The sequence below is a fragment of the Rhizobium sp. WYCCWR 11128 genome (genome assembly GCF_013416305.1).
Classification (GTDB): Bacteria; Pseudomonadota; Alphaproteobacteria; order Rhizobiales; family Rhizobiaceae; genus Rhizobium; species Rhizobium indicum.
The window spans coordinates 661,285-687,534 of the sequence record NZ_JACCEZ010000002.1; the positions used below are offsets into that span (position 1 = coordinate 661,285).

Here is a 26,250-nt window from a genome sequence, read left to right on the forward strand (position 1 = left end):
CCATCCAATTGCAAGTGCCATGCCAGATTGATTATGCACAAATAGCAGTCAAATATACCAAATAATACATTCATTTATGCCATCAATTTTCAGAATGAAAATTTTAGAGCTGATTTTCTGTGCGACCGAATGCAAAAATCGAATGCACCAAGGCCCAAGTCAGATGCATTCAATTGGGCGTCAATCATTGGAGGAGCCGTGATATTTGTGCGGCGGGAGCCTCTGTCACCTGTTTACGCCGGGGCTTTGGGAAGGGTTGCCTAGACTCGCGGCCGCCTTCTGGTGTCGGCCGCAATGACAATGGATGCGCCTGGTATCCAAAGGAAGGTCCGCGTCAAGACGATATATCGCATCAATCGGAGAGGTCTAGCTATATTGAATGCAATCAATTAATGCAGTTGGATGTATATGTGGGACCGTTCGCAGGGCGGCTAACGGAGTACGCCGCCAAAGAGGATGCTCGGATTCCGTTGTCGCCGATCACGGCCGTGTCGCTCTTCCCAGGAAACAGGAGAAAACTATGAGTAATAAACCGACGATCATTCTGGTGCATGGCTTTTGGGGTGGAGCCGCACATTGGGGCAAGGTCATACTCGAACTGGCACAAAGGGGCTATCAGTCCGTTCACGCCGTCGAACTGCCGTTGACGTCGCTAGCTGAGGACGCTGAACGGACACGCAAGATGGTGGCCCAGCAGAAAGGGCCGGTCCTGCTCGTGGGTCATTCCTACGGCGGCGCGGTCATCACCGAAGCGGGAGATCAACCGAATGTCGCGGGGCTTGTCTATATTGCCGCATTTGCTCCCGACGCAGGCGAAAGTCCAGGCGGAATCACTCAACGGCATCCTCCTGCTGCCGTGGCCAATATCGAGCCGGACAGCGACAGCTACCTATGGCTCAAGGCTGACAAATTTCACGAAAGCTTCTGCCAGGATATATCCCCGGAAGGTGCTTTCGTTTTGGCGGCGACCCAAAAAGCGCCGCTCGCCGGCACCTTTGGAGACGTCATCACCGCCCCGGCCTGGAGGAAGAAGCCGTCCTGGTATCAAATGGCAAGTGAAGACAGAATGATTGCTCCTGAAAATCAAAAGGCAATGTCGGCTCGTCTCAATGCTCGGAAAGTCGCGACCTTGGAGGCAAGCCATGCTTTGCCGCAATCAAAGCCCCTGGAGGTTGCGGCCCTTATTGATGAGGCGGCCGTAGACGTCTCGAAGTAAGAACAAGGCGCTTGTGGCGGGGGTGTGAGAATAAGCGCACCCCCGCTCTCACGCCTTGCGTGCTCCGGTTTCGAGCACGATACGCCGCAACGAAACTGTTCGGATGTCTGGCCATTCCGCATTGATCGACAAGCTTCACCGCGAGAGCTACAGAATAGCTTGATCGATAGCAGCCCGTTGAGCGGACACATGATGAACGACACTGTCCTCCTGTCTCACGGCATTGCCCGGACGAAGAAAAGCATGGCGAAGCTCGCCAGCTTTTTGTCCGGCCAAGGTTATCGGGTTGTGAATGTCGGTTACCCCTCCACCAAGTTTTCGATCAGCGACCTCACCGACATCATTCGGCCGGAGATCGACGACGCCGTGAAGAAAGCAGGCGATGGCCGGTCCATTTCGTCGGTTATTCGATGGGTGGGCTGATCATCCGCGCTCTTCTCAGCAGCTATCGCCCAGCCAACCTGGGGAGAGTGGTCATGGTCGGAACGCCGAACAACGGCAGTCAGATTGCCGATTTCCTCAAGAGCTGGCCGCTATACAGGAAAGTCTATGGACCGGCGGGACAGCAGCTGATTACCGATCAAACCGCAATGACCGAGCTGTTCGGCACGGTCGATTACGAACTTGGCATCATCGCCGGGAACCGGACCATCGATCCGGTCTCTTCACTTATCATCGGCCTCAGGGTTCCGAACGATGGGAAGGTTTCGGTGGAGAGCACGCGCCTCGACGGCGCGGCTGCGCATATCGTCATACCGGCAAACCACACTTTCTTGCCCGTCAACAAGATGATGTGGAGCCAAGCCTTGTCGTTTCTGAAAGATGGGCGGTTTACAAGCTGAATTTCCAAATATTCAAACATCCGCCACATGCCCTCTGCTTAATTCCCCGCGGCACCGGTATCGAAGGAAATGCAATGACCGCCATCCTGCGAAAGAAAGTTCACGGCGCGTCTACACGCGGACAGGTCATCGATGGTGCGCCCGATGTTGGCGTCGCCTATCAGGTGTTTTCCGATACGGTGGTCGAAGACGTTATCGTCAAGAACTCTCCTCGAGGCTTCAAATTTCACAATGGCAAGAACCTCACCGTCAGGCGCTGTGAAACGGAGAATGTGAACGGCGACGGCATCTACCTGACGAAGACGACCCACGTCTTGCTGGAGAATAATCGCATCGGCGCGGCCTCCGGCGAGGGAGCAGACTGCTGCCAGTTCGCTTATCAAAACAGCGACGACAATATCAGCTCCGATATCGTGATCCGCGGCAACCTCTTCCTGCAGTCGCCGGCGAGCGCATCGAACAAGGGCGCGCTGGTCTGCGACAAAACGCGAAAATACCTCGTCGAGTACAATTTCATCGGCGGCAAGAATTTCTCCTTTTCGTCGATCGGGGATGACGCCGTGGTGCGCAGCAACATCATGCGCGACGGCAGAATGAATGACTATTCCTTCGGCTACGGCGTCGGCGACAAGGCCGACCACGCCGGCCATCACATTTATGACAACTGGATCGAGAACACCAATCGCGGCGTCAGTCTGAGCGGCTTTTCGGATCAGGAGCAGGCATTTCGCAAAGACATCGATATCCACGATAACGTCATTAGCCAATGCGACATCGCGTTCTTCGCCAACCGTCGGTGGTCCGGCAGCTTTCGGCGCAACATATTTCTGCGGTGCGAACAGGATATCGTTCTCAAGGGAAACGGCAAAGCGACCGCGGGTGATATCGATGGCAACTATCGCAACGATGGCAGCTTTCTGAATGTTACCCCGCCGCCGCTGCGCTTCAAGCCCGATGGCAACGCCTCCGTTGCCTCCGGCGAATGGACATCCGAGCCCGACGAAATCCGCATCCAATGGCGTAACAAGGGGATCGATATCCCAGGCGCCAACCGGCCCTCCATTACGGTCGAGCCTGGCATGGAATTGTCATGCGTCCTGCTGGCCCGCAAGGCGCAGAACTGGATGCTGGCGATCGCTGAGACTGCCTATGACGATTTCACGCCGCGCGCATGGCAGGAACACAGGCTGCCTTGGCAGAAGCGCTATCTCTCGATTTAAGCGGCGTATCGCTTGGCTGCACGGGGATTAGAGCGCCGTGCGTCCCTTCAGGCGGAGAAAGGACGCTCTAATTTGCCAAATCAGGATCGCCGCCAGCGAAGCCTCATGGCCTTTCCTGCGCTGAGCGCTTTGCGAACCGGTTCATCGTAGAGGCGGGTGACAACAATGGCCAATACGACGATCAGCGGAAGAACGATGGCAAAGATCGCCCAGGCCGGTGGTTGTCCCAGGCCAGCGGCTTTCCAGGCTCCCAACAGCAATCCGAGCAGCGGAACATGAATTGCATAGAGCGCGTAGGACGCCTCCCCCGCAATAAGAAGGGGCTGTCGCAGCACGCCATCGAAGTTGGCTGTGTAAAGGACAAGCACGGCGAGAGGAAATAAAGCAGTGATGACAATCAGGTCCTTTATGCCAACCAGGGCGGCTGGCGCCTGGAAGACGAGAAGAGCAGTCGCGACGACGATTGTTGTCACTGCGGCTGCTTTTCCGATGCCCGAAGGGGAAAGCCGCTGACGGTAGCGGTACATCAAGATGCCGAGGCTGAAAGAAAAGAGAACGCGGGGAAATCCGGAGAGCAAGGCGCCGTCGAGCGGAATCAGGTCGGCGCTTCCATGGGCCAGCGTTTGCGCCGCCAACCAAACCCATGACGCAAGCAGGATGACAGCGAGCACACCGTTGGACAGCAATCTCGCCGTATAGCCGTAGGCGAGGTTGATCACGATCTCCAGGAATAGAGACCATGACGGACCGTTGAAGGGGAACAGGTTCGGCGCCTTCAGCGATGTTCCACCGATCGCCGGCAGGAAGAACATCGAGGCAATCAACGAGGTGGCAAACAGCATCGGATCCATTTGCTGATTTCTGCTGAGCGACATGCCTGCATATGCGAGTACACCGAGCAACAAGCCGAGCAGATAGAGGGGATATAAGCGGACGAGACGCTTGATGGCGAAATCATTGGCAGAGAGCGAAGACTCTTGAATGAGTTTCCTCTCATAGGCGTGGCCGATCACGAAGCCGCTGAGACAAAAAAACAGGTCGACGGCGAGATAGGCAGCAGGTGCTGCATCAAATCCGACAAAACCTTCGGTGTGATGCACTGCCACACAAATAGCCGCCAAGCCACGAATCCCATCGAGGCCCACCAGTCTACGATTATCTGAAGTCATCTTTTTAGCCTGATGCATGTTGCGCGCCTGCCTGGGTCGGTTTGCGGAAGCGGGACAGGAACTCCGGGCCGAGGCTCGTAAGTGCGATCACGGTATGGGGCCATAAGATGAAGGGGGCGAGCATCATTCCGGCTTCGGTAAACGCGCCGATCAAGATCAGGAGGATGATGACAACCTCCTTTCTCTTGGTGATGGCGAGCGCTTGATTGAGGGGCGACGAGGTCATCTTCGCCACGAGCCGCACCACGACGAACGAGGTCCAGATGATGGTGGCGGGTATGCCCATGTTCAGCGCAAGTTCGATATAGGTGTTGTGGGTGGATTGAGCGTCCCACGTAAGGCGAACATATTGCTCCATGATGTCGGGTTGTCGGAACAAGGCAAATCCCCAGCCTGAAAGCGGCCGCTCGTAGATCAGCGGCAGCAACTGTTCCCAGACATTCGTGCGTCCGCTGAGCGTAAGGTCTTTCCCGAATGACTCGGCAATCGCCTGTGCCACACCCATCAACGCGACGGAGACGACGAAGCCCAGCAGGGCGAATGCAAGAAGAACGACGAAGGATCTGAAGATGCGGCCCGGAAAGCGCTGAATCCAGCTCATTCCGTAGTATACGGCTACTCCGATCGAAAGCAGGATGATCGCCGTCGATGATTTCGCCAGCACGATGAGCACGAGGTAGAGCAGCATTGCCGCCCATCGCAGGAGATCATAATAGCGCAGACGCCACATCGGCAGGGCTGGAAGCAGCAGGATGAAGTTTGTTGCCGAAAACTGGCCGAGCATGTTTTTGTGGTAGAACGCCCCCTTCACCATCCCGGCATAACTGCCTCTCATCACCGCAAACCGGGGAAAGGCTGCCGTGTAAAGAATATTGATGAAGGCCGTCGCAATGGCAAATTTCGCCAAGCTTTCAAATGTGTCAACGGCTCCATAACGGGCTCTGTAAAGAAGGGGTCCAGCTGTCAGCAATGCGACGGCGACGAGAGCCCGGAGCGAGGCTGTAACGCTGACGGAAAAAGCGATTGAGAGAAAGACACATAAGCAGACTATGCCGACCAGCGGCGAGGCGCTGCGGAGCAATTCAACGACTCGCCTGGGCTCCAGCAGGCAGTAGAGGCCAATGAGTGGAACGAGCGACATCAGCAAGAGTCGCATTGGCATGGGATCTTTGCCGACACCCTCCTGGAAGTCGGCGGGCAGCCCGTACCACATGCCAGTCGCTCTCCAGAGGGAAATATAAAATATTGCCGAGAGGAGGATCCGAACGAGGGTTTCACGCCGAATGCGATATTGCGCGCGAGCTCTGGGTCTATGTCTTTGCAGGCCAATCGGTTGGTAGCTGTCAAATGAGGTGCTCATGACATTCCGCCTTACGTTTTGGTAACCACCTGAGCGGCAAAAATCAAAGCTGTAGACCCGCTGTGGCGAGGAAGCTCGTGATCAGCTTGTATGCCCCTTCATTGAAATGAAGATGGTCAGGCTTGTAGTTGGAACATTCTTTATCGCTTGGCTTACCGCACCGCAACATATCATCGTTCATTTGAACAAACGTGACACCCGGCATTTCAGCCAATGACGATGCGACAAGTTGGTTGGCCGGAATTCTGACATCCTCGTAGAAGGCATAGCGCTTGCCCCGAGGCGGTATGGACAACGCATAAATATGGGCGCCCGGCCAAAGAGCGCGAACCTTGCTGACAACAGCCACGACACCAGCTGCCACTGCGCATGGCGTAGTTTTCGCACCCAGGTTGTTCGTGCCGATAAGCAAGACGACATCCGCGGGATGGAAATCCGGAAGGTCTAAACCATCGAGGCGGTACAATGCATTTTGCGTGGTGTCGCCGGCGACCGCGAGGTTCATCACCGGGCGCCTAGGAAAGCTGTCCTTGATCCAGGGCTGCCAGAGTTCGACGAGCGAATCGCCGACAAGAGCCAGATTGTATCGGGCCGATCTGGCGCGATAGATGGGAAGAGCGCGATTTAATCGCTTGCTTGCCTGCTTTTGTTGGGCCGAGGCATTCGTCGCTTTTGTCGGGTCGGGGCATTCCTGTGCGAAGGACGCGCCAGCATTGACGACGATGAGAAAGAAATTGCATGCGAGGACGATGACGAGGTTGGCGAAAAGTCGCAACATTCAGATTACCGATATCCTGACGTCTTGGGGCTTTCATTATTGAAGAGGAAAATGGCGGTGGCAAGGAAAGAGTGGCTCTGGTCTCTCCGCCTACAATGCTCGGCCCAACGGCAGCCGATCCATGAAATGGAAATGCACCGACCGTATCTGATCAACGAAATCTTCAATTGCCGGAACCAAAGACCGAACTCGCCGTTGATTGCCATGCTCAACCGTGTCCGGGAGACAGGACAGACATGGCACGTCAGACATTCTGGAAAGGTTATCTCAAGCTCTCGCTTGTCACCGCCGCCGTCTCGCTGACGCCGGCGACGACCGAAAGCAACAAGGTCCGTTTCCACGTCCTCAATCGCCAGACGAAGAACCGCGTCGAAAGCCGCTATGTCGACAGCGTCACCCACAAGCCGGTGGCCGAGAGGGACCAGGTGAAGGGCTATCCGCGCGGCGAGGACGACTATGTGCTTCTCGAGGACGAGGAGATCGAGGAGGTCGGGCTCGAAAGCACCCGCACCATCGAGATCGACAGCTTCGTGCCGCGCGGCTCGATCGATTGGATCTGGTACGACAAACCGCATTTTCTGGCGCCCGAGGACAAGGTCGGCGTGGAAGCCTTCTGCGTCATCCGCGAGGCGATGAAGGCGAATGACGTCGTCGGCATTGCCCGCCTTGTTCTCTATCGCCGCGAACGTGCGGTGCTGCTGGAACCGCTAGGCAAAGGCATCGTTCTCTGGACCCTGCGCTATGGCGACGAAGTGCGTGATCCCGTGGCCGAACTCGACAGCAAAACTGAAATCGACAGCAAGCTGCTGACGCTGATGACGCAACTGGTGAAGGAGGAGACGAAGGATTGGAGCCCGACCATGGTGCAGGATCCGATCCAGAAACGTCTGAAGTCGATGATCCGCGGCAAGCAGAAGAGCCTGAAGAAGGCAGCGCCCGCGCAAAAACCCGCACCGGTGAAATCGACCGGCAACGTCATCAATATCATGGATGCGCTGAAAAAGAGCCTGGCGGCCGAAGGCGGTGAGAAGCCGCGCCAATGAAAAAGTGGCCAGCGGTTTTGGGAAACGACATACATAAATCAAGGACTTAAAGCGCACCGCGGGAATCTACTTTGACGCGCTTCAGGTCCAGTGGCTTCGCCGGCGCGACAAACCGATGCATTCGAGCGAGGTCGGGTGCGTCTGAGATTGCCCATCGCCCGCCAGGGGGCGAGGCCATCTCAGCTTGCCTTCTTGCTACGGCTGTCGCTGCGCGCCGGCGCCTTCTTCTTCGCCGGGGCCTTCTTTGCTGGCGCCTTGCCGCTCATCTTGGCGCTCTGGCGCAGCGCTTCCATCAGGTCGACGACCTTGCGTTCCGGAGCCGGTTTCTTCTTCGGTGGCGCCCGGCCCTCGATCTTCGCCTTCACCAGCTCGACGAGGGCAGCCTCATAGCGATCTTCGTATGTGCTCGGTTCGAAGCTGCCGTGCTTGGTGCCAATTATATGGCCCGCAAGCTCGATCATCTCCTTGTCGAATTTGATGTCGGGAATGTCGTTGAAGACCGTATCGGCCGAGCGCACCTCGTAGTCGAAATTCAGCATCGTTGCGACGATGTAGTTGTCATGCGGGCGGATCAGCAGCGTCCGGTTGCGCCGGAAAAGCACGGCTTCGGCCAGAGCCGCGACCTTGCCGTCGCGCATGCCTCTGGCGATCAGCGACAGTGCCTCCTCGTCATGTTCGTCGACGGGCGCGAGATAGTAAGGGCGGTCGAAATAAAGTTTGTCGATATCGTCGTAGGCGATGAAAGCCTTGATATTGAGGACCTTGTCGCTTTCCGGCATGATTTCGGCAATCTCGTCGCCCTCGATGACGATGTAGTCGCCGTTCTCCATCTGGTAGCCCTTGACCTGGTCGCCCCGCTCGACCGGTTTGCCGGTCTCGCTATCGACGAACTGCCGTTCCACCCGGTGGCCGGTCCTGCGGTTGATAATGTTGAAGGAGACGCGGTCGGAAGAGGAAACGGCGGTGTAGAGCCCGACGGCGCAGGCAAGGTCGCCCACCTTCAGATGACCCTTCCAGCTTGCCCGAGCGGCCATTCCATCCTCCGTTGCAGATCAGAGCCGGCTGCCGCTCTTGTCGGTTTCGAGTTCCTGAAATGCCCAGCCGCGGCCGCCGGGCGCGGGATAGGCGAGCAGCGCATCGCCATTGCCGATCTTCTGGCGCGATGCGGCGTCCTTGGCATGCACAATCGCTTCATCCGCTGTCGCATAGGTTTCCGAAAGTGTCTCGCCGAGCTTATAGGCCCAGCCATTGTCATGCGGCACGACCTGATAGGTGATATCGGCCATCTCGGATCTCCTCTTCTCACTCAAATAGGGTGCATGTCGTCGTCGGCTAGTTCCGATTTGGTTTGCGCCGTTCATCGAGCGCAATGATCTTCTCTAGCGACGCGATATCCTCGCTGGTGACGACCGGAACCGGATCGGCAGCGATGGCTTCCAGCACCTCCTGGGAGACGGCGCCGTTTCGGATCGCCCATTCCAGCGTTTCGCGGGTTTCCCGCTCGGCTTTCAGCTGCGCATAGAGCGCAACGATCAGTCGATCGCGAGCATCCATCCGCCGGCCTTGGTTATCCATGCTGCGGACGTCAGGCATCGCAATCCACCTTTGTCACTGATTTCGTTCAGGTGTATTCAACTGATGACGGATGGAAAGGTTCCGAAACCGGCGGGCGTCCGTTACCATTGCCGCCTCAGGCGGAAATCACCATCTGCAAGATATTCGCAAGAGGATTTTCAACATGGCCGATCTCAAGGCACGTCCCCGCCCAACCGGCGCCACCGCCGTTCTCGGCCGTACCGGTTTCCCGCATGTCACCTCCGCCACCAAAGGCGAGATCGATATCGTCACCGCGCCGTCGCAGCCGGGTTTCAATCCGCTCGATCTGCTCTATTCCTCGCTCTCGGCCTGCCTGGTGCTCAGCGCCCGCATCGCCGCCAGCCAGATGGGTATTCTCGACAAGATCAGCGAGATCACTGCCGAGGTCACCGGCGAGAAGGCGACGGAAGGCCTTTCGCGCGTCGCCAAGTTTAACATCGCCTTTTCGATCAAGGGCGATATCGACGAAGAAACCCGGCAGAAAATCGCCCATGCCGCCGAAGACGAGATCTGCACGGTGAGCAACACCATCCGCGGCAATCCCGAGTTCTCGACGACGATATCGGGGTAAGGCTAAATCTACATAATAATTATAGACAATCGGGGGAGGAGGATTGCGTGACCAATGACCGGCTTCTATGCTCGGGCATCGAAAGCAATGATCCCGGTCACCATGCAGCCCAAGCCTCTCCCGACGTCTGAACAACCCGTCGTCGCCATCATCGGCGGCGGTGTCTCCGGCGCCGGCGTCGCCTATCATCTCGCGAGAGCCGACTGCTGCGAGCGCCCCGCCATTATGGTCTTCGAGCCGCGCGCCGAACTCGGCCGCGGCCTTGCCTATGACACGGCCGATCCGGCCCACCGCATCAATGTTCCAGCCGCCAAGATGAGCCTGCAGCCCGATGACCTGGGCGAATTCCTGGCCTGGATCGAAGCCCGCGACGCCGTCGCCGGCGACCCTGAGGCCAGGCAGCCCGATGGCTCGCTCTTCCCCCGGCGCCGGCTGTTCGGCGAATATGTCGCCTCCTTGCTAAAGCCGCTGCTGGAAGACGGCAGCGTGCGTCATTGCCGCGCTGCGGTGACGGGTGTCGAGCGCCGTGCCGGCCGCTGGTCGATCCTCGACGACAGAGGCGGCGTGACGGAGGCCGATATCGTCGCGATCGCCACCAGCCATCCGCCGCCGGCAGCCCCCGCCCGGCTTGCTGCCCGGCTTGCCGCCCATCCCCGTTTCGTCGCCGACACCACCAAGCCCGGCGCGCTCGACGTGATCCGCCCGCAGGACCGGGTGCTGGTCATCGGCAACGGCCTGACGGCCGCCGATGTCATTGCCTCGCTGGCGCACCGCGGGCATGACGGTCCGGTGACCGCGATCTCGCGCCGCGGTCTGCGGTCTCGCGGCCATCCGCCGGTACCGCAGGAGCTCTTCGGCGATTTCATCTCCGATGCGGCCCATTCCGCCGTGTCGCTGCTGAGAGGGATCCGCGCCGCCATAGGTGCGGCGAAGGCGCAGGGCATCAGCTGGCATGGGGTGATCGATCAGGTGCGGGCGCAGGGATACGATCTCTGGCAGGCGCTGCCGGTTGCCGAACGACGCCGGCTCGTCCGCCATCTGCGTCCCTATTGGGATGTGCATCGTTTCCGGATCGCCCCGCAGGTCGAGGCCGTGCTCGACGCGGCGGTTGCTGCGGGCCGCCTCGATATCCTGGCCGGGTCGGTTGCCGATGCGCGCATCGAGGGCGAGCTCATTCTTTGCACCCTGCAGCCGCGTCATCAGCGCCAGCCGTTGGAGGGACGCTATGACGCCGTCGTCGTCACCACCGGCCCGGCGCATGGCGGTATTCTCGAAACCCAGCCCTGGCTCGCAGCCTTAGCGGCAAGTGGCCATCTGACGCTCGACCCGACCGGCCTCGGCCTTGCCTGCACCGAGCGCTCGGAGGCGATCGGCTCGTTGGGAAAGGCAGATCCTTCGCTGCTGATCTCCGGTCCGCTGGCGCGCGGCACCTTCGGCGAGCTGATGGGTCTGCCGCAGGTGACAGAGCATGCCTTCTTCGTCGCGACCGAGATCGCCGAAAAGCTGCGGACCAGCGCGACGAATAGGCATCCTGCCTGATTTCCACCAATATGTCGCTCTTCGACTGTCCCCGGTGATCGACTTCTGATAGTCCCTCGGCCATCACTGCATAATTCCATAAATCGAAATCGATTTAAGGATAAAATTATGCAGCAATTTAAAGTGTTACAGCGTCCTTTGCGCGTCTGAAAAGACGCGCGGCGCTGTAATATTCCGCCGGCCCGGCATTTTGGGCGACCAGAAATATCGAGATCATGTCGCAGGCCGCTCCCACCCTTTCCGAAGCCTCGCCTTCCAACCGCTTCGCTCTTGCCGCACTCCTTCTCGGCGGGGCGGCGATCGGCGGCTCGCCGATCTTCGTCAGGCTGTCCGAAGTCGGTCCGATGGCGACGGCCTTCTGGCGCGTGGCGCTGGCGTTGATCCCGATCATGATCGTCTCGCTGCTGAAGAAGGAAAGGGGGCCGAAGCCGCAAAGCCTTTCCGACTATGGCATGCTGGCTCTCCCAGGCGTCATGTTGGCGCTCGATCTCGCCGCCTGGCACCTTTCGCTCACCATGACGTCGGTCGCCAACGCAACGCTGCTTGCCAATCTCGCACCGGTTTTCGTCACGCTGATCGCCTTCGCCTTTTTCAGCGCGAGGATCAGCCGCGTCTTCGCGCTCGGGCTTGTCCTGGCGCTATCAGGCGTCGTCATTCTGAAGGGCGGACCGGCAGCCATCGGCAATGGCGACCTTCGCGGCGACGGCATGGCGATGATCGCCGCCTTCTTCTATGCCTGCTACATCCTTGCGATCGGCAGGCTGCGCAGCCGCTTCGATACAATCCGCATCATGCTGTGGAGCACGGCCTGCGCTGCCGTCTGCATCTTTCCGATCGGCCTGATCTACGAGGGCCATATGCTGCCCGCGACCGTTTATGGCTGGTCGATCGTCTTCGGCCTGGCCTTTATCAGCCATGCCGGCGGGCAGGTGGCAATCACCTATGCGCTGGCCTACCTGCCAGCGGCCTTTTCCTCGCTGACGCTGCTGTTGCAGCCGGTCGTTGCGGCAATCCTTGCCTGGGCTCTGCTCAACGAGGCGATCGGGACGATGCAGGCGCTCGGCGGCGCCGTTGTGCTTGCCGGTATTATGGTTGCCCGCCGCGGCTGATCGTCAGCGATTTTCCTGCAACAGCCATTTCTGGATGATCGGAATGTCGGCATCGCCGAGATCGTGGCCGCCGGGGATGACGTCGGAATCGACGGTGGCGCCTGAACTCTTCAGCCTTTCTTCCAGTTCGCTCGCATATTTGCCATAGGCATCCGTCTTGCCGCTGATGACGAGCAGGTCCGTGCCTTTCAGATCGGCATGCGGATAGTCGCTCAGCACAGGCATGGAGCGGAGCAGCACCGCCTTGTGAACCAGGTTCGGGTGCAGGTAGAGCAGCGAGTTCAGGAGGTTGGCGCCATTGGAATAACCGACATAGACGACTTTCTGAGGATCGAGCCCGTAGGATTTGACGGCGCCCTCGATGAAGGCCGCGAAGGCCTCCGCCTCGGTCTTGATGTCGTTCTGGTCGAAGGAGAAGGGGGTGATGCGCTTGTACCAGCGTGGAAACCCTTCCTCCGTCGCCCGGCCGCGCACGCCGAGCAGCGTCGCCCGCGGCGCCGCCTTGTTCAACAGCGGCATCAGCGTCGTCTCATTGCCGCCGGAGCCGTGCAACAAAACGAAGACGCTGCCATCGGGATCTGGGGGCGTATAGAATCGGTGGACGAATGGCAGCTCGCGATAATTGACACGCGGCTGGCCGGGCATCGAAAATTGCGGCAGCATCACCTTCAGGTCATGGAGATTGGTAATGGCTTCGGGTGGCGCGAATAGCTTCCCCCCGAGGGCGGCCTGCTCTTCGTCCACGGTCATGCCGGGCTTGTCGGTGGCGAGTTCCACCAGCGTGCCGCCGGGCTCGCGGGCGTAGAGCGAGCGGAAATATTTGCGGTCATGCAAGTTGGTCGGCGATGCCTCGGTCGCCTCAAGAGCCTTGCGAACGGAAAGCAGCGTCTCCTCGTCGGCAGCGCGGAAAGCGACGTGATCGACCGTCCCGGTGCCCGGCGCGCCGGACCAGAAGCCGCGCGCATCGCGCACGTCGATGATATCGCCGGATTGCGACACCAGCCTGTCGATCGTGCCGCGGCTGGCCTGGAAGCGGTAACCGAAATGCGTCTCGAGGAAGCTGCGGCTTTCGGCGGGCTTCTCCGTCAGCATGGTCGCGCCGCGCACGCGCTGAACGGCATGCTCGACCGGGATCGAGGCGCCGTCCCAGGCGGCTGGCGATGCGAGGTTCCTTGCGCCCGCGAGCTTGAGGATGATGTTGTCAGGGTCCTTCAGCCGCAGGACAGGCTCGCCGAATTCGTCGGCCGGTCCCTCGGAGCTCAGACCGAAGCTCATGGCGCGCGTCAGCCAGTAGCCGATGCTGGTGGGATTGATCGACAGCGATATTTCGCTGATCTGCCCGTAACCGGCTCGGCCGGGCGCACCATCTTCCCAGGCAAGGAAGGTCAGCAGCGAACCCGGCGTCCCCACTGCATCGCCGTAGAACAGATGAAGCTGTGTCGCGTCCTCGTAACCGGCTGTCTGCTTGACGAGCCGCATGCCGAGAAATCCCGCGTAGAAGTCCACATTCGCCTGCACCTTGCGGGTGACGGCCGTGATGTGATGTATGCCTGATACCATCGAGAGCAGTCCTGATTGAAGCGGTGTCGTCAGGAGCGCGAGTATGAGAGCTGCGAAGGTCATACCGTTGCCAATGACGATCGCTTAATTTTGTTCCGCACAAAGCGCAAGCGAATCGCCGCGCTGCAACAACTCCAAATGTTCGACATCTTCAAGCGCCTCTTCCAGTTGCTGCAGGGTCGGCGGCTTGATCATATAGGCGCGCGCGCCGAGATTTCTGGCCCGCCGCATGTCGCTCTCGTCGCTGGACGTGCTGAGGATGCAGACGGGAATTTGCTTGAGGCGGATGTCGGCTGAAAGTGCATGCAGCACCTCGAAGCCGTCCATGATCGGCATGTTGATGTCGAGCAGCATCAGGTCGATCTGCGGCACATCGGCGATGCCGGCGCGCTCTTCGAGCAGCCGCATCGCCTCGCGTCCGTTGGTGGCGACATGCAGGTTGAAGTTCACCTTGTCCCGCCGCATCAGCTTGATCTTCAGAAGCTGGATGTCGGCCGGGCTGTCTTCGACCAGCAGCACTTCGGCGAGCCTGCCCGAACCTTCGCCTGGCTGCTCCGCTGGCCTTGTGCTGTGCGGCACGGCCGATGCGGCTGATGGCACGGGCCTCGCCTCGGCGAGCGGCACTTCGAGAATGAAGGTGGCGCCCGGCCCATTTTCTGCCTCGCACCAGATCGAGCCGCCATGCATCTGCGCGATGCGGCGGCAGATGGCAAGGCCGAGCCCGGTGCCTTCGATGCCGCGGCCGACGAGACGCTTGAACGGCTGGAAGATCAGCTCGCGGTGCTCGGGGTCGATGCCAGGCCCGTTGTCACGCACGGTGAGGCGGCAGGTATCGCCCAGCGCTTCGCCTGTGATGCTGATCTCCGGAACCTTCTGCTCGCAATAGCGGACGGCATTCGACACCAGGTTCTGCAGGAGCTGGGTCAGCAGCGTCGCATCGCCCATGACCTCCGGCAGCGCCCCGCGGATGATGACGGCTCCGCGGCTTTCGGTCTGCTGGCGCAGATTGTCCTCCACCTGGCCGAGCACATCGGAGAGCGAGACCGGCCTGAGCTCCAGCCCGCCGGAGGCCTCGAGCTTGGTGAAGCCCGAGACCTTGACGATCAGGTCTTCCATATGGTCGGCGGCGCTGAGCACGTAATCGAGCAATTCCCGGTCTTCGGCCGGAAGCGCTGCAGAACCGTGCAGGATGCGGCTGAAGGATTTGATCGTCCGGAGCGGCTCCTTCAGATCATGGGCCATGGCGCGAGTGAAGATCTCAAGCGATTGCCGCTTCTGCTCCAGCTTTGCTTCCAGCATGCCGTGCATGATGGCGTTCTGAATGCAGCGATGCAGTGTCTCCGGCGACAGCGAATCCTTTGTCAGATAGTCGCGCGCGCCGCTCTTCATCACCTCGACGGCGACGGTTTCGTTGCCCTGGCCGGTCAGCATGATGACGTTGGCGGCGGGATCATCCTCCAGGATATCGGCAAGAACGCCGAGCCCGTCGCGCCCCGGCAGCGAATAGTCGAGCAGGATGCAGTCCGGCCGTTTCCGGCCGTTCAGCGCACGACCCTCTTCGCCCGTCTCCGCCTCCACGACGGTATAGGCAGTGCTGGAAACGCGGCCCAATATGCGGCGATAGACCTCGAGATCGTCGATGTTGTCGTCGATGATGAGAATAGAGCAGTGTTCTGCCAATCTGTCAGTCCTCGAGTGGCAGGATCGCGATTTCGAACCAGTATTCCTTCAGCCGCTGGATCGCGGCGAAGAGCCCGTCGAGATCCACCGGCTTCTGCACATAGGTATTGGCGCCGAGCGCATAGCAGCCTTCGATATCGCGTTCGTCGTCGGAGGTGGTCAGGATCACCACCGGGATCTTGCGCCAGCCGGCGTTCGACTTGATCGCCTCCAGCGTCTTGCGGCCGTCAAGACCCGGCATGTTGAGGTCGAGCAGGATCAGCCCCGGTTTCGGCACCATCTCGGCGAGCATGTCGAGCGCCTCCTGACCGGAGGCCGCCCAGCGGATCGAATTGCGCAGATTGGTGCGTTTGAAGGCGCGCATCGTCGCTTCGAAATCGTCTTCGCTGTCCTCGACGATCAGGATCGGTTGCGTATCACGCTGCTGCATTCTGCCCCTCGCGCTTTTTTCCCAGAGTGAAGTAGAATGTCGTGCCGGTGCCGACCTCGGATTCCAGCCAGATATCGCCATTGTGCCGCGCGATGATCTTGCGAACGAAGGTGAGGCCTGCTCCGGTCCCGTCGTCGGAATCCTGCGACTTTTCCAGCCGTTTGAAAATGCGGAAAATATCCTCGTGGAATTCCTGCGGAATGCCCTTGCCGTTATCCTTAACGAAAAACACGTTGCGGGCAACCGTGCCGTCCTTGCCGACGAACCGGTCAAGATAGCCGATCGAGACGAGCGGCGCCGGTTTGTCGTTGTATTTGATCGCGTTGGTGATGAGATTGCGGAACACTTCGGTCAGCCGCGGCGCGTCGCAGACCACCTCCGGCAGCCGGCCGTCGATGATCACCTTGGCGTGCCGTTCCTCGAGCAGCAACTCCATCGTCGCGACGACATCCTTGACGATCAGGCCGATATCGGTGCGTTTGACCGCCAGCTGCTGGCGTCCGAGCCGGGAGAAATAAAGAAGCTCGTTGACGAGCTTCTCCATGCGCTGGCTGAGACGCACGAGCCGGTTCAGCCGGCGCACGCCGTCCACGTCAAGCTTGTCTTCATAATCCTCCAACAGGAAGCGGGAGTGGTTGTGCAGGCCGCGCAGCGGTTCCTTGAGATCGTGCGAGGCGATATAGGCGAATTCATCGAGGTCGTGGTTGCTGCGCTCGAGCTCGGCCGTATAGGCCTCGAGCTGGGAAAGCGTCGTTTTCATCCGTTCTTCCTGCCGGACGCGCTCGCTGATGTCGCGCACGATACCGACGAAGGTCTTCGTATGGCCGGTGGCGACGGCGCTGATGGAAACATCGATCGGAAAGACGATGCCGTTCTTGCGTCGTCCGGAGACCATGCGCGTCGTACCGATGATGCGCTCCTCGCCGGTCTGCCGGTAATGGGCGAGATAGCCGTCGTGCTCGGAATGGTAGGGTTCGGGCATCAGCATCTTGATGTTTTTGCCGATTGTCTCCTGCGGGGAGTAACCGAACATGCTTTCAGCCGCCGGATTGAAATTCTTGATCGTTCCACGCTCGTCGATGACGACGACGGCATCAGGCGTGCCGCGCACCAGCGCGCCGAAGCGGACACGCTCGGTTTCGAGGCTATAGTTGTTGCGCAAGAAATAGAAGACGAGAAGCGCGATCAGCCAAAGCGTGGCAGCCGTAATGGTGCGGTTGGCGATTTCCTGCCAGAACGCCGCCTCGTTGTGCCTGACGGCGAAGAAGCCGAGCATCAGGAGCACGGTGCAGGCAAAGGCGAAGAAAAGCGGCGCGTTCCGGTTGCCGAACCAGAGCGCCGTCAGAACCAGCGGTACATAGAGAATGCCGTTGGCGACACCCAGCGGCGTATAGAGATCGACGAGAAGACCGGTGAAGCAGACCGCAGCCGGGATCCAGAGCGGGATCTGCGCCCGGTTTGCCGGCTGCATCCACCAGGAGCGGGCGAGAAGTCCCGAGCCGAAGATCACTATGCCGACCGCCGTATGCAGCGCCATCGCCGCATAAGGCCCCCAGCGGTAGCCCTGTTCGGCATCGGTGACATAGCTGGCCAGCGCGATCATGCCGAGGGTGATAACGACATAGCTCGTCAATTCCTGCACCACCTGGCCTCTCGACTTCTCCACCTGGAGCGAGAGCAGCAGCGAAAGATTGGCGATCAGGAAGACCAGCGCCGTGTTCGGCCCCATGCCGCCGCCGATCTCAGCGATGAAATCCGGCGAAACCAGGAAGCGCGAGATCAACACGTCGACATTGTGAAAAGTCCGCCCGATCATGACGATTTCCACGAGCCGGGCCGCGGCGATCGCCGCCGCAAGCCCCGCCGTGATCGTCGCCGTTATTCGAAAACGGCGTGCGGCGAGTGTCGAAGCGGCAAGCCCCACGCCGGAAAGCACGAAGCAGAGCGCGGTATTGAAGGCCATCGATGGAAAGCCGGGAACCAGCGAAATGACAATCTCGACCTGCAACAACCAGCCGGCAAGGGCGGTCAGGCCAAGGAGGACCATCAGGCAACCGACGGCAATCGCAAAGGCACGGTAGTGCCGCCTTCGCTGGTCCTGCAGGCCCACGTCGCTGCTATCCTGCACCCGTGTATTCTCCTTGGTTTGCGCGGCCATTTTTTCCGAAATCAACGAATACTCAATAGGCAAGGGAAGGCGATGCCGCGCTTTTTGCGAAATGCCTTGCGGTAAGGTATATCGAATTTTCGTGAAACCGCGGTATCGTGATTTCTAAGGACAGCGACGTTCGTTCGAACAATATCCAATCACGGTGGTGGATGCCGACCCTATTTTACGTCGACGACAGCAGGGATGACCTTTTCTATCTCGACTATATCAGCCGGAAGCAGCAGATAGACGTCGATCTACTCTGCTTTTCGACCGCCGATATGGCGCTGGAGGCGTTGGAGGCGCGCGCGGCGGAAGGCAAGGCCGTGCCCGATCTGCTGATCACCGATCTCTACATGCCGCTCGACAGCGGCACTGGCCTGGTGATGAGCCTGCGCCGGGATGTTCGGTTCAAGGCGATGCGGCTTGCGATCTGCAGCGGCTCGGATGCCGATGAGGATCGCGCGCGTGCGCTCGAGGCCGGCGCCGATTTCTATCTCGAAAAACCGCTTGACCTTGCCGCAATCATTCTCAATCTGGAAGTGTAGGAAACGACGCAAGCCCGGCGGCCCGTTCTCTGCCGCTCGCCCGGAGCATGCGACAAACCGCAATTGACAAGGTGGGGAGCGCATCACAAGATGCAACCGAAGCGAAGGAAATGGAACGCAAAATAAGCGCTGAGAGAACCGATCAACCCGCGTTCGCCGCCACGAACATCAGCCAACCCCTTAGCTGAATGGGTCTATCGGTTCTCTCGCGCTTACGTCTGGCACTGCCTTCTCGCATTCATGGATGTTGAACACGAGAAGATTTACGATACCCAGGTAAGAACTACTGCCCCTCAGTAAAATCTGCCCGTGCATCACCTGTCGTTGAGATAATTGATGATTTCCGCCGTAAATATCGAAAGTCCCCGTTTTCGATATCTCTCATCAACTTGTCTCGCAATTTTTGTAGCTCTTCGCGTCTAAGACGTATATCCCAAGATTTCGGGATTAGAGGTATTGGCGGGAGGAGAGGAAGAGTGGGAATGAACAATGCCCCGGCAACTCCCTTTCACGCCGGACCGGAACTGAGCCGGGCGATCAACCGCACCGATTTTTTCCGTCTGCTGAAGTCGGCGGCGCAGCATTACAACTTCGACAATTTCGCGCTTGCCCGCATTTCCGAGGCTTCGGCTCCTTTCGGTGAACGCGATATCGTTATCACCAATGTCGCCGAGCGGCGTGTCGGCCTTTTCATCACGACATTGAAGGAAGCGCTGGGCACCGTCCGGGCAAAGTCCGCCCAGTTCCTGGCAACGCCGGTCCATGGCCGGAGCGCACAGCCGGAAGATTATCCGTCCGATCTTATTTTCAACGAGTTCCTGGGCGGCGTCTTTCTCTTCATCCCGCTGTTCACGCCGGAAGGTCGGCGATATTGCCTCGTGCTCAGCGGCGAGCGTCAGGAGCCGGATCAGAGTGAGATCGCCGACATGCTTCTCGACACCATGCGCATTTTCGACAAGCTCTACGAGGAAATCCTGACGCCGGAAATGTCCGGACGGCTGACCCAGCGCGAATCGGAAATCGTCAAATGGACGAGCGAAGGCAAGACATCGGCGGAAATCGCCATCATTCTCGGTCTTTCCGAACATACGGTCAATTCGCACATCACCGCGGCCGCGCGCAAACTTGACGCTGTGAACCGCGTTCATATGGTGGCGATCGCCTTGAGGAATGGTTTGGTTTCGTGAAGTTGGTTTCGGGATTGGGGAAATGAGACGATGATCACCGAAACGAGCCGAAGGAATGCCGTAAAGGTTCTCTTTGTCGACGACGAATTCATCGAATTCCGCGCGCTCAAGAAGAAGATCGCCGATCTCTCCGAGCCGGCCGTCGAGGTTGAATATTCGCAATCGATCGGTGACGCGCTGGAAAAGATCCGCGCGGCGCGCTTCGATCTCATCCTGCTCGACAATCGCCTTCTGCCCAATGCCGATTTCCGCGACACGGTGCCGGAGTTGCGCGGCATCGGTTACACCGGTCCGATCGGCGTCGTCTCGACCGATATATCGGGCGGTTATTTCCAAGAATTCCCGGATTACGGCGTCGATTTCCGCATCGGCAAGGACGAAATCGATGCCCAGACGCTGCAACACATCATTCGCGAATATGTGACCTATGACGTCCCGGATTTCTGGAAGGACGATTACAGCATCTGATCTCAAGCGATGGGAAGGCGGATGATGAAGCGACTGCCGCTTTCATCCGAATGTTCGAGGCTGATATCGCCGCCGAGCGCCGTCAGAAACTCCCGCGTCGTCGTCAGTCCAAGACCGGCGCCCTGGACCGTTCCCGGCTTCGGCAATTTCCAGAAAGGCTCGAATATCCGCTCCCGATAAGCCGGATCGATGCCCGTGCCATTGTCGGAAATCCGGATGAACCAGTCCGTCCCCTCGCGCTCCGCGGCAATGGCCACATGCGGCGGCTCTTCCCCGCGATAAATGAGGGCATTGGTCAGCAAGTGCCGCAGCACCAGACCGAAGAGGGCAGGGTCGGTACGGATGGAGGGCAGGCCATCGCTTTCAAGCGTCGCCTCGCCGACCGCCGTCTCGTCGGTCAGTTCGCCCCAGACATTTTCGGAGAGCGCCTGCAGGTCGACCTCTTCAGGCGTCACCTGCGGTGTGCCGCCGGCAAGGCTCATCAATGCCTTGGTGAGGCGTTGCGCCGTCTGCGCCTTTTCCATGATCATCCGCAGGCTCTGAAGCTGTTCGCCGTCGAGCGTCTCCTCGAGATCGTCGAGCAGCAGCTCGGCATACATGGCGATATGGCGAAGCGGCGATTGCAGGTCGTGCGAGGCGGTTGCGAGAAAACGCTTGATGCGCTCCTCGCTGTCTCCGGCAACGGTGATTTCCGGCGGTCTCGTTGGGTCGGATGACATCTGGCGGTTTCCCCGATCTCTTACAGCGCCACGCGTCTTTTCAGACGCGCAAAGGACGCTGTAACACTTTGAATTGGCACATAATGCTGTAGCCGACAATAGAAAGAGGGCGCCGGCTCTGCAACCGGCGCCCTCTTCAAGGATGCGTTAACGGGATTTTAGCTCGCGGACTTGCGCGGGCGACCCTGTTCCGGCGGAATGATCTCGACTGCCTCATCGGTTGCCGCTGCCGCCTTGGCATGGCGGCGGCGCCAGTCGCCGAGGAAGAGCAGGATGGGTGCCGCGATGAAGATCGACGAGGCGCCGGCCACGAGAATGCCGAAGACCATCGGGATCGCGAAGCTCGAAACCGCGCTGCCGCCCCAGATCGCCATCGGCACCAGCGCGAGGAAGGCCGTCGCATTGGTGTAAAGGCTTCGCGCCAGCGTCTCGTTGATCGACTTGTCGATGATCTCGCGCAACGGCATCGACTTGTAGAGCCGCATGTTTTCGCGCATGCGGTCATAGACGACGACCTTGTCGTTCACCGAATAACCGACAAGCGTCAGGATGGCGGCGATCGCTGTCAGGTTGAAGTCGAGGCCGGTGATCGCGAAGAAGCCGATCGCCTTGGTGACGTCGAGCACCAGCGTGACGATGGCGCCGACGGCAAATGGCCATTCGAACCGCACCCAGATGTAGATGAGCATCGCAAAGCTTGCGATCACCACCGACAGGATGCCGGCCCAGGCAAGCTCGCCGCTGACCTTCGGACCGATGACGTCGGTACCTTCGACGGTGGCGTTCGGGTCGATCTTGATGACTTCGGCCTTCAGCTTGGTCACTGCAGCCGTCTGCGCCTCTTCGCCGCCTTCCTGCCGTTGGGCACGAACGAGAATGCTGCTTTTGTCGCCGAAGGACTGCAGCGTGATTTCGCCGAGGCCGAGACTATCAAGACCTTCGCGGAACTTCGCAAGATCGGCCGTGCCCTGGGTCTTGACGGCCATCTGGATGCCGCCGCGGAAATCGACGCCGTAGTTGAGACCGGGATGAATGAAGAGCACGACGGAGGCAATCGAAAGCAGCGCCGAGACGGTGACGCCGAAGAAGCGGGCCTTCATGAACTCGATGTGCTTGTCATAGGGGCTGAACGGGATCAACGGCCGGATGTTCAGCACCTTGAGCTTGCGGCGGCGGGTGATCTCGATCATCGCGACACGCACGAAGGCGACCGAGGTGAACATCGAGATGATCAGGCCGAGCGCCATAGTCACAGCAAAGCCGCGAACCGGTCCGGAGCCGAAAAAGAACAGGATGGCCGCAGCGATCAGGGCCGTCATGTTGCCGTCGATGATGGTCGAATAGGCACGGCGGAAGCCCGTATCGATGGCGGCAAAGGCGCCCTTGCCCTTGCGGGTCTCTTCACGAATACGCTCGTTGATGAGAACGTTGGCGTCGACCGCAAGGCCGATGCCGAGCACGACACCGGCAATGCCCGGCAGCGTCAGCGTCGCGCCAACCAGCGTCAGGGCCGAGAAGGTCAGGATCGTGTGGATCAGCAGCGCCACATTCGCCAGGATGCCCCAGGTGCCATAGAGAACGAAGATGAAGAGTGCGACGAGAGCAAAGCCGACGAGGCCGGAATAAATACCCATCTTGATGGCGTCAGCGCCGAGGTCGGCGCCGACGGTGCGTTCCTCGATGACCGTCAGCTTGGCGGGCAGGGCGCCGGCGCGCAGCATGGCGGCCAGCGTCGTTGCGCTGTCGGCCGAGAAGCTGCCCGAGATCTGGCCGGAGCCGCCGGTGATCGGCTCGCGGATAACAGGCGCGCTCAGCACCTTGTCGTCGAGGACGATGGCGAAGGGATTGCCGACGTTCTGGCGGGTGATCTCGGCAAAGCGGCGGGCGCCGGCGCTGTCGAAGCGGAAGCTGACGATCGGCTCACGCGTGTTCGGGTCGAAGCTGACGCGGGCATCCGAAAGGCGGTCGCCGGAGATTTCGACGCGGTCGAGGACCGGATAGGACCTGCCTTCATCGTCCTTCAGCATGGTCACGCCGGGTCCGGGCGCATTGTTCGGCGACAGCATATGGAACGACATCTTGGCGGTGGAGCCGAGAAGTTCGCGCAGGCGCGAGGGATCCTGCGCGCCCGGAAGCTGGACGAGCACGCGGTTGGCGCCGATGCGCTGGATGGTCGGCTCGGAGACGCCGACCTGGTCGACGCGCTGGCGGATGACCTCGAGGCTCTGCTGGACGGCATTGTCGACATTGGCAGCGATGCCGGCCCGCGAGAAGCCGACGGTGATGGTGGCGCCGTTCGCCGTGACATCAAGATCCGCCTGGCCGGCGCTGAGGCCGGTGCTGATCGGGTTGGCAAGCGTCTTGAGTTCGGTGACGGCAGCATCGCTCTGTGAGGCATCAGCGAGCGTCACGACGATCTGGTTCTGGCTGCGGACCACGGCTTTCGGCTGGATGCCCTTTTCGCGCAGCACGCGGCGCGCGTCCTGAAGCAGCGATTGCAGCCGCTCCTTGGTAAGGTCGGCTTCGTCGACTTCCAGAACGAGGTGCGAACCGCCGCGAAGGTCGAGGCCGAGCGACACCTGCTCATGCGGCAGCCAGGCCGGCACGCGCTGGAGGACGGATTGCGGCAGGACGTTCGGCAGGGCGATCAATAGGCCGAGTAGGATGATCACCGTATAGGTGACCACCAGCCATCGTGAAGTACGCATGTTGTATTCCTTGATATCGAGGGCCGGCGCGCGGGCGCTGGCGGCATGTCGTCAATGGTCGGAAGCGCCGATCGGCGCGAGCGTCAGGCAGCGACCGGCGGTGCGCGCGGCTGATAGGTCCTGGAGACTGCGGCCTGAAGCAAAGCTTCAAATGCCGGAAAAGGCGCGGCCATGGTCCAGCCGGAAAAATCGACAGCCGGGGCGGCGGCAAGGGCAAACGGTCCGGCGTCATGCGCCGCCTGCTTCGGTGCAAGTTTGCGTTCACTGGCAAGCAAGCCGCGCACGGCATCGCGCGCAGTCAGCTGCGGCGGCTGCGAATCCCGATCGGAAGAGGAAAGCGTATTGACGGCGGCGGCCGGCGAGATCGCCAGATTGCCGCCGAAAAGCAGGCCGAGATAAGCAAGGATGGCGACGAGGAGGGAAGCGGCGATACGGCTCGTCAGACGGCGCTGGTCCAGCTCCATCTTCTCCGTCCCGGCAATGTCACTCCCGTATCGGCTCAAAAGCGCGCCAATCTCTCATTCTCTTTCCGGCGGAGGGTCATCCGTCGGCATAATTGTATCAGGCCCATGCCCGTCTTCATAGGGCACACTCTCATGATGCACTTGAGCGAGCCGGTCAACCATGCCCAGCGCGATTTCACGCTCGCCCATGATGACCGTGTCGGCGCCATATTGCTTCAGCTCATCGACCTCGGCGTCGGAATGGGCGCGGGCAACGATGAGGATCGATGGATTGACGCTGCGGGCCTGCTCGACGATGCGGCAGGCTTCGAAGGCGTTCGGGATGGCGATGGCAATGCTGCGGGCGCCAGAGAGATTGGCAAGGTCGAGCGTTTCCCGCATCACCGCATTGCCCGACAGAGTTTCGATACCCTGCGCCTTCAGCTCGCCGATGCGCTTGTCGGAGTCCTCGATGACGAGAAAAGGTGTGGCCGACGACTTGAGATTCTGTCCGACGATGCTGCCAACCCGCCCGTAGCCGACGAGAATGGAATGGCCGCTGAGAGCGGTCGGGTGCACCTCGTCGTCTTCGGGCGGCATCTCCTCCTGCGCTGCTATGGCATCTGCAGCGGGAGCAGGGTCCGCCACGACGTCTTCGCGCTTTGCACCATCCAGCAGCGGCCGCATGCGGTCGCAAAGGAAGAACAGCAGCGGATTGAGGATGATCGAGATGATGGCGCCGGCAAGGATCAGATCGCGGCCTTCCTCCGGCAGCAGCCCCAGTTCGACGCCGAGGGCGGCGAGGATGAAGGAGAATTCGCCGATCTGGCCGAGGCTGGCCGAAATCGTCAGCGCCGTACTGAGCGGCTTCTTGAAGGCGAGCACGATGAGGAGCGCGGCGACGGACTTGCCGATGACGATGATGAAGATGGTGGCAAGGATCGGCAGCGGTTTGTCGATCAGGATGTTCGGATCGAACAGCATGCCGACCGAGACGAAGAACAGTACGGCAAAGGCGTCGCGCAGCGGTAGGCTTTCCTGTGCGGCGCGATGGCTGAGCTCGCTTTCGGCAAGCACCATGCCGGCAAAGAAGGCGCCGAGCGCCAGCGACACGCCGAAGAGCTTCGCCGCTCCGAAGGCGACGCCGAGCGCGATCGCCAGCACGCCGAGCCGGAAGAGTTCGCGCGAACCGGTATGGGCGATGCGGTGCATCGTCCAGGGAATGAGCTTGCGGCCGAAAACCAGCATCAGCGCCACGAACAGCGCCACCTTTACCAGCGTCATGGCGATCATGCCGCCGATGCCGAGATCGAGGCCGAACAGGCGGCTCAGCGCGGCCGACAGCGGCTCGACGGGAGCGTGACCCTCACCGCCGATGCTGGCTGCGGCCGGGATCAGCACCAGCGCCAGCACCATGGCGAGATCCTCGACGATCAGCCAGCCGACGGCGATCCTGCCGCGCTCCGTCTCGACCAGGCGCCGCTCCTGCAGCGCCTTCAGCAGCACGACGGTGGAAGCGACCGAAAGCGCCAGGCCGAAGACCAGGCTGCCGCCGGTCGACCAGCCCATGAAGGCGCCGAGCCCCCAGCCGAGCAATGTCGCAAATGCGATCTGCACGATCGCGCCGGGCACGGCGATGCCGCGCACCGACAGCAGGTCTTTCAGGGAGAAATGCAGCCCGACGCCGAACATCAGCAGGATGACGCCGATTTCGGCAAGCTCCGGCGCAAGGTTCTGATCCGCCACATAACCCGGCGTATGTGGCCCCACGAGCACGCCGGCGATCAGATAACCGACGAGCGGCGGCATCCGCAGCCGATGGGCGAAGGCGCCGAAGATGAAAGCCAGCACAAGGCCGCCGACGATTGTCGAAATCAAGGGCGTATCGTGTGGCATCATTGTCTCCCGATCTGGA

The 26,250-nt window shown here is 60.2% G+C and carries 23 protein-coding genes and 1 pseudogene; 10 read left to right on the forward strand and 14 right to left on the reverse strand.

Annotated features, from left to right (window positions below):
• Positions 1-520 precede the first annotated feature (520 nt).
• From HX898_RS10930 to HX898_RS10940, 3 genes and pseudogenes are all read left to right on the forward strand, one after another.
• Positions 521-1,216, forward strand: coding sequence for an alpha/beta hydrolase (locus HX898_RS10930; protein ID WP_180194657.1), 696 nt, complete (start codon positions 521-523; stop codon positions 1,214-1,216).
• A 192-nt stretch (positions 1,217-1,408) separates the two neighbouring features.
• Positions 1,409-2,058: pseudogene (locus tag HX898_RS10935) on the forward strand (alpha/beta fold hydrolase).
• A gap of 74 nt (positions 2,059-2,132) precedes the next feature.
• Positions 2,133-3,278: a right-handed parallel beta-helix repeat-containing protein gene (locus tag HX898_RS10940; protein ID WP_180194658.1), complete on the forward strand. Its 1,146-nt coding sequence runs from the start codon at positions 2,133-2,135 to the stop codon at positions 3,276-3,278.
• Between the two features lie 80 nt (positions 3,279-3,358).
• Here HX898_RS10940 and HX898_RS10945 read toward each other — a convergent pair whose 3' ends face one another.
• Genes HX898_RS10945 through HX898_RS10955 form a run of 3 tightly spaced genes read right to left on the reverse strand, consistent with a single transcriptional unit; the run spans position 3,359 to position 6,585 of the window.
• Complete coding sequence (locus HX898_RS10945; RefSeq protein ID WP_180194659.1) at positions 3,359-4,465, reverse strand: acyltransferase; 1,107 nt, start codon at positions 4,463-4,465, stop codon at positions 3,359-3,361.
• Positions 4,452-5,807 carry an O-antigen ligase family protein gene (locus tag HX898_RS10950; protein WP_138334403.1) on the reverse strand — a complete coding sequence of 452 codons (1,356 nt, stop codon included), beginning with the start codon at positions 5,805-5,807 and terminating at the stop codon, positions 4,452-4,454. The genes HX898_RS10945 and HX898_RS10950 overlap by 14 nt, the downstream gene beginning before the upstream one ends.
• Positions 5,808-5,850: 43 nt before the next feature.
• Positions 5,851-6,585 (reverse strand): GDSL-type esterase/lipase family protein, encoded by a 735-nt coding sequence (locus HX898_RS10955; protein WP_180194660.1) that lies wholly within the window; start codon positions 6,583-6,585, stop codon positions 5,851-5,853.
• 236 nt (positions 6,586-6,821) lie between these two features.
• On the opposite strand from HX898_RS10955, the gene HX898_RS10960 reads away from it, so the two are divergent.
• Positions 6,822-7,628, forward strand: a complete 807-nt coding sequence (locus HX898_RS10960; RefSeq protein ID WP_180194661.1) for a Ku protein — start codon at positions 6,822-6,824, stop codon at positions 7,626-7,628.
• A 179-nt stretch (positions 7,629-7,807) separates the two neighbouring features.
• Here the strand turns inward: HX898_RS10960 and HX898_RS10965 are convergent, their stop codons facing one another.
• From HX898_RS10965 to HX898_RS10975, 3 genes are read right to left on the reverse strand one after another with little or no spacing between them, the layout of a single operon-like run.
• Positions 7,808-8,662 (reverse strand): Ku protein, encoded by an 855-nt coding sequence (locus HX898_RS10965; protein ID WP_180194662.1) that lies wholly within the window; start codon positions 8,660-8,662, stop codon positions 7,808-7,810.
• Positions 8,663-8,680: 18 nt separating this feature from the next.
• A complete protein-coding gene (locus tag HX898_RS10970) occupies positions 8,681-8,914 on the reverse strand; it encodes a DUF2188 domain-containing protein (protein WP_180194663.1) in 234 nt (77 codons plus the stop codon).
• A 46-nt stretch (positions 8,915-8,960) separates the two neighbouring features.
• Positions 8,961-9,221, reverse strand: a complete 261-nt coding sequence (locus tag HX898_RS10975) for a hypothetical protein (protein ID WP_003545458.1) — start codon at positions 9,219-9,221, stop codon at positions 8,961-8,963.
• 145 nt (positions 9,222-9,366) lie between these two features.
• Between HX898_RS10975 and HX898_RS10980 the strand changes: the two genes are divergently transcribed.
• From HX898_RS10980 to HX898_RS10990, 3 genes are all read left to right on the forward strand, one after another.
• Positions 9,367-9,795 (forward strand): OsmC family protein, encoded by a 429-nt coding sequence (locus HX898_RS10980; RefSeq protein WP_130708601.1) that lies wholly within the window; start codon positions 9,367-9,369, stop codon positions 9,793-9,795.
• A 54-nt stretch (positions 9,796-9,849) separates the two neighbouring features.
• The gene (locus HX898_RS10985) at positions 9,850-11,334 is read left to right on the forward strand and encodes an FAD/NAD(P)-binding protein (protein ID WP_180194664.1); all 1,485 of its coding nucleotides are present in this window, start codon (positions 9,850-9,852) and stop codon (positions 11,332-11,334) included.
• 215 nt (positions 11,335-11,549) lie between these two features.
• Complete coding sequence (locus HX898_RS10990) at positions 11,550-12,443, forward strand: DMT family transporter (RefSeq protein ID WP_180194665.1); 894 nt, start codon at positions 11,550-11,552, stop codon at positions 12,441-12,443.
• A gap of 3 nt (positions 12,444-12,446) precedes the next feature.
• On the opposite strand, the gene HX898_RS10995 is transcribed toward HX898_RS10990, so the two are convergent.
• Genes HX898_RS10995 through HX898_RS11010 form a run of 4 tightly spaced genes read right to left on the reverse strand, consistent with a single transcriptional unit; the run spans position 12,447 to position 18,241 of the window.
• On the reverse strand, positions 12,447-14,066 hold the full coding sequence (locus HX898_RS10995) for a VOC family protein (RefSeq protein ID WP_180194666.1): 1,620 nt from the start codon (positions 14,064-14,066) through the stop codon (positions 12,447-12,449).
• Positions 14,067-14,087: 21 nt separating this feature from the next.
• Positions 14,088-15,683 (reverse strand): response regulator, encoded by a 1,596-nt coding sequence (locus HX898_RS11000; RefSeq protein WP_180194667.1) that lies wholly within the window; start codon positions 15,681-15,683, stop codon positions 14,088-14,090.
• Between the two features lie 4 nt (positions 15,684-15,687).
• Positions 15,688-16,113, reverse strand: a complete 426-nt coding sequence (locus HX898_RS11005; RefSeq protein WP_003545468.1) for a response regulator — start codon at positions 16,111-16,113, stop codon at positions 15,688-15,690.
• Entirely contained in the window at positions 16,100-18,241 is a 2,142-nt protein-coding gene (locus tag HX898_RS11010; protein WP_180194668.1) for a PAS domain-containing sensor histidine kinase, read from the reverse strand. The genes HX898_RS11005 and HX898_RS11010 overlap by 14 nt, the downstream gene beginning before the upstream one ends.
• Positions 18,242-18,432: 191 nt before the next feature.
• Between HX898_RS11010 and HX898_RS11015 the strand changes: the two genes are divergently transcribed.
• The 3 genes from HX898_RS11015 to HX898_RS11025 all read left to right on the forward strand — a co-directional run bounded on the left by HX898_RS11015 (position 18,433) and on the right by HX898_RS11025 (position 20,465).
• Complete coding sequence (locus HX898_RS11015) at positions 18,433-18,810, forward strand: response regulator (RefSeq protein WP_180194669.1); 378 nt, start codon at positions 18,433-18,435, stop codon at positions 18,808-18,810.
• Positions 18,811-19,292: 482 nt separating this feature from the next.
• Positions 19,293-19,997, forward strand: coding sequence for a helix-turn-helix transcriptional regulator (locus HX898_RS11020; RefSeq protein ID WP_180194670.1), 705 nt, complete (start codon positions 19,293-19,295; stop codon positions 19,995-19,997).
• Between the two features lie 30 nt (positions 19,998-20,027).
• Positions 20,028-20,465: a response regulator gene (locus HX898_RS11025; protein WP_003545475.1), complete on the forward strand. Its 438-nt coding sequence runs from the start codon at positions 20,028-20,030 to the stop codon at positions 20,463-20,465.
• 2 nt (positions 20,466-20,467) lie between these two features.
• Here the strand turns inward: HX898_RS11025 and HX898_RS11030 are convergent, their stop codons facing one another.
• The 4 genes from HX898_RS11030 to ybaL all read right to left on the reverse strand — a co-directional run bounded on the left by HX898_RS11030 (position 20,468) and on the right by ybaL (position 26,231).
• Positions 20,468-21,184, reverse strand: a complete 717-nt coding sequence (locus HX898_RS11030) for an ATP-binding protein (protein WP_180194671.1) — start codon at positions 21,182-21,184, stop codon at positions 20,468-20,470.
• 158 nt (positions 21,185-21,342) lie between these two features.
• Positions 21,343-23,892 carry a protein translocase subunit SecD gene (gene secD / locus HX898_RS11035; RefSeq protein WP_180194672.1) on the reverse strand — a complete coding sequence of 850 codons (2,550 nt, stop codon included), beginning with the start codon at positions 23,890-23,892 and terminating at the stop codon, positions 21,343-21,345.
• A gap of 83 nt (positions 23,893-23,975) precedes the next feature.
• Positions 23,976-24,356, reverse strand: coding sequence for a hypothetical protein (locus HX898_RS11040; RefSeq protein ID WP_180194673.1), 381 nt, complete (start codon positions 24,354-24,356; stop codon positions 23,976-23,978).
• Between the two features lie 54 nt (positions 24,357-24,410).
• Entirely contained in the window at positions 24,411-26,231 is a 1,821-nt protein-coding gene (ybaL, locus tag HX898_RS11045) for a YbaL family putative K(+) efflux transporter (protein WP_180194674.1), read from the reverse strand.
• Between the last annotated feature and the right edge of the window lie 19 nt (positions 26,232-26,250).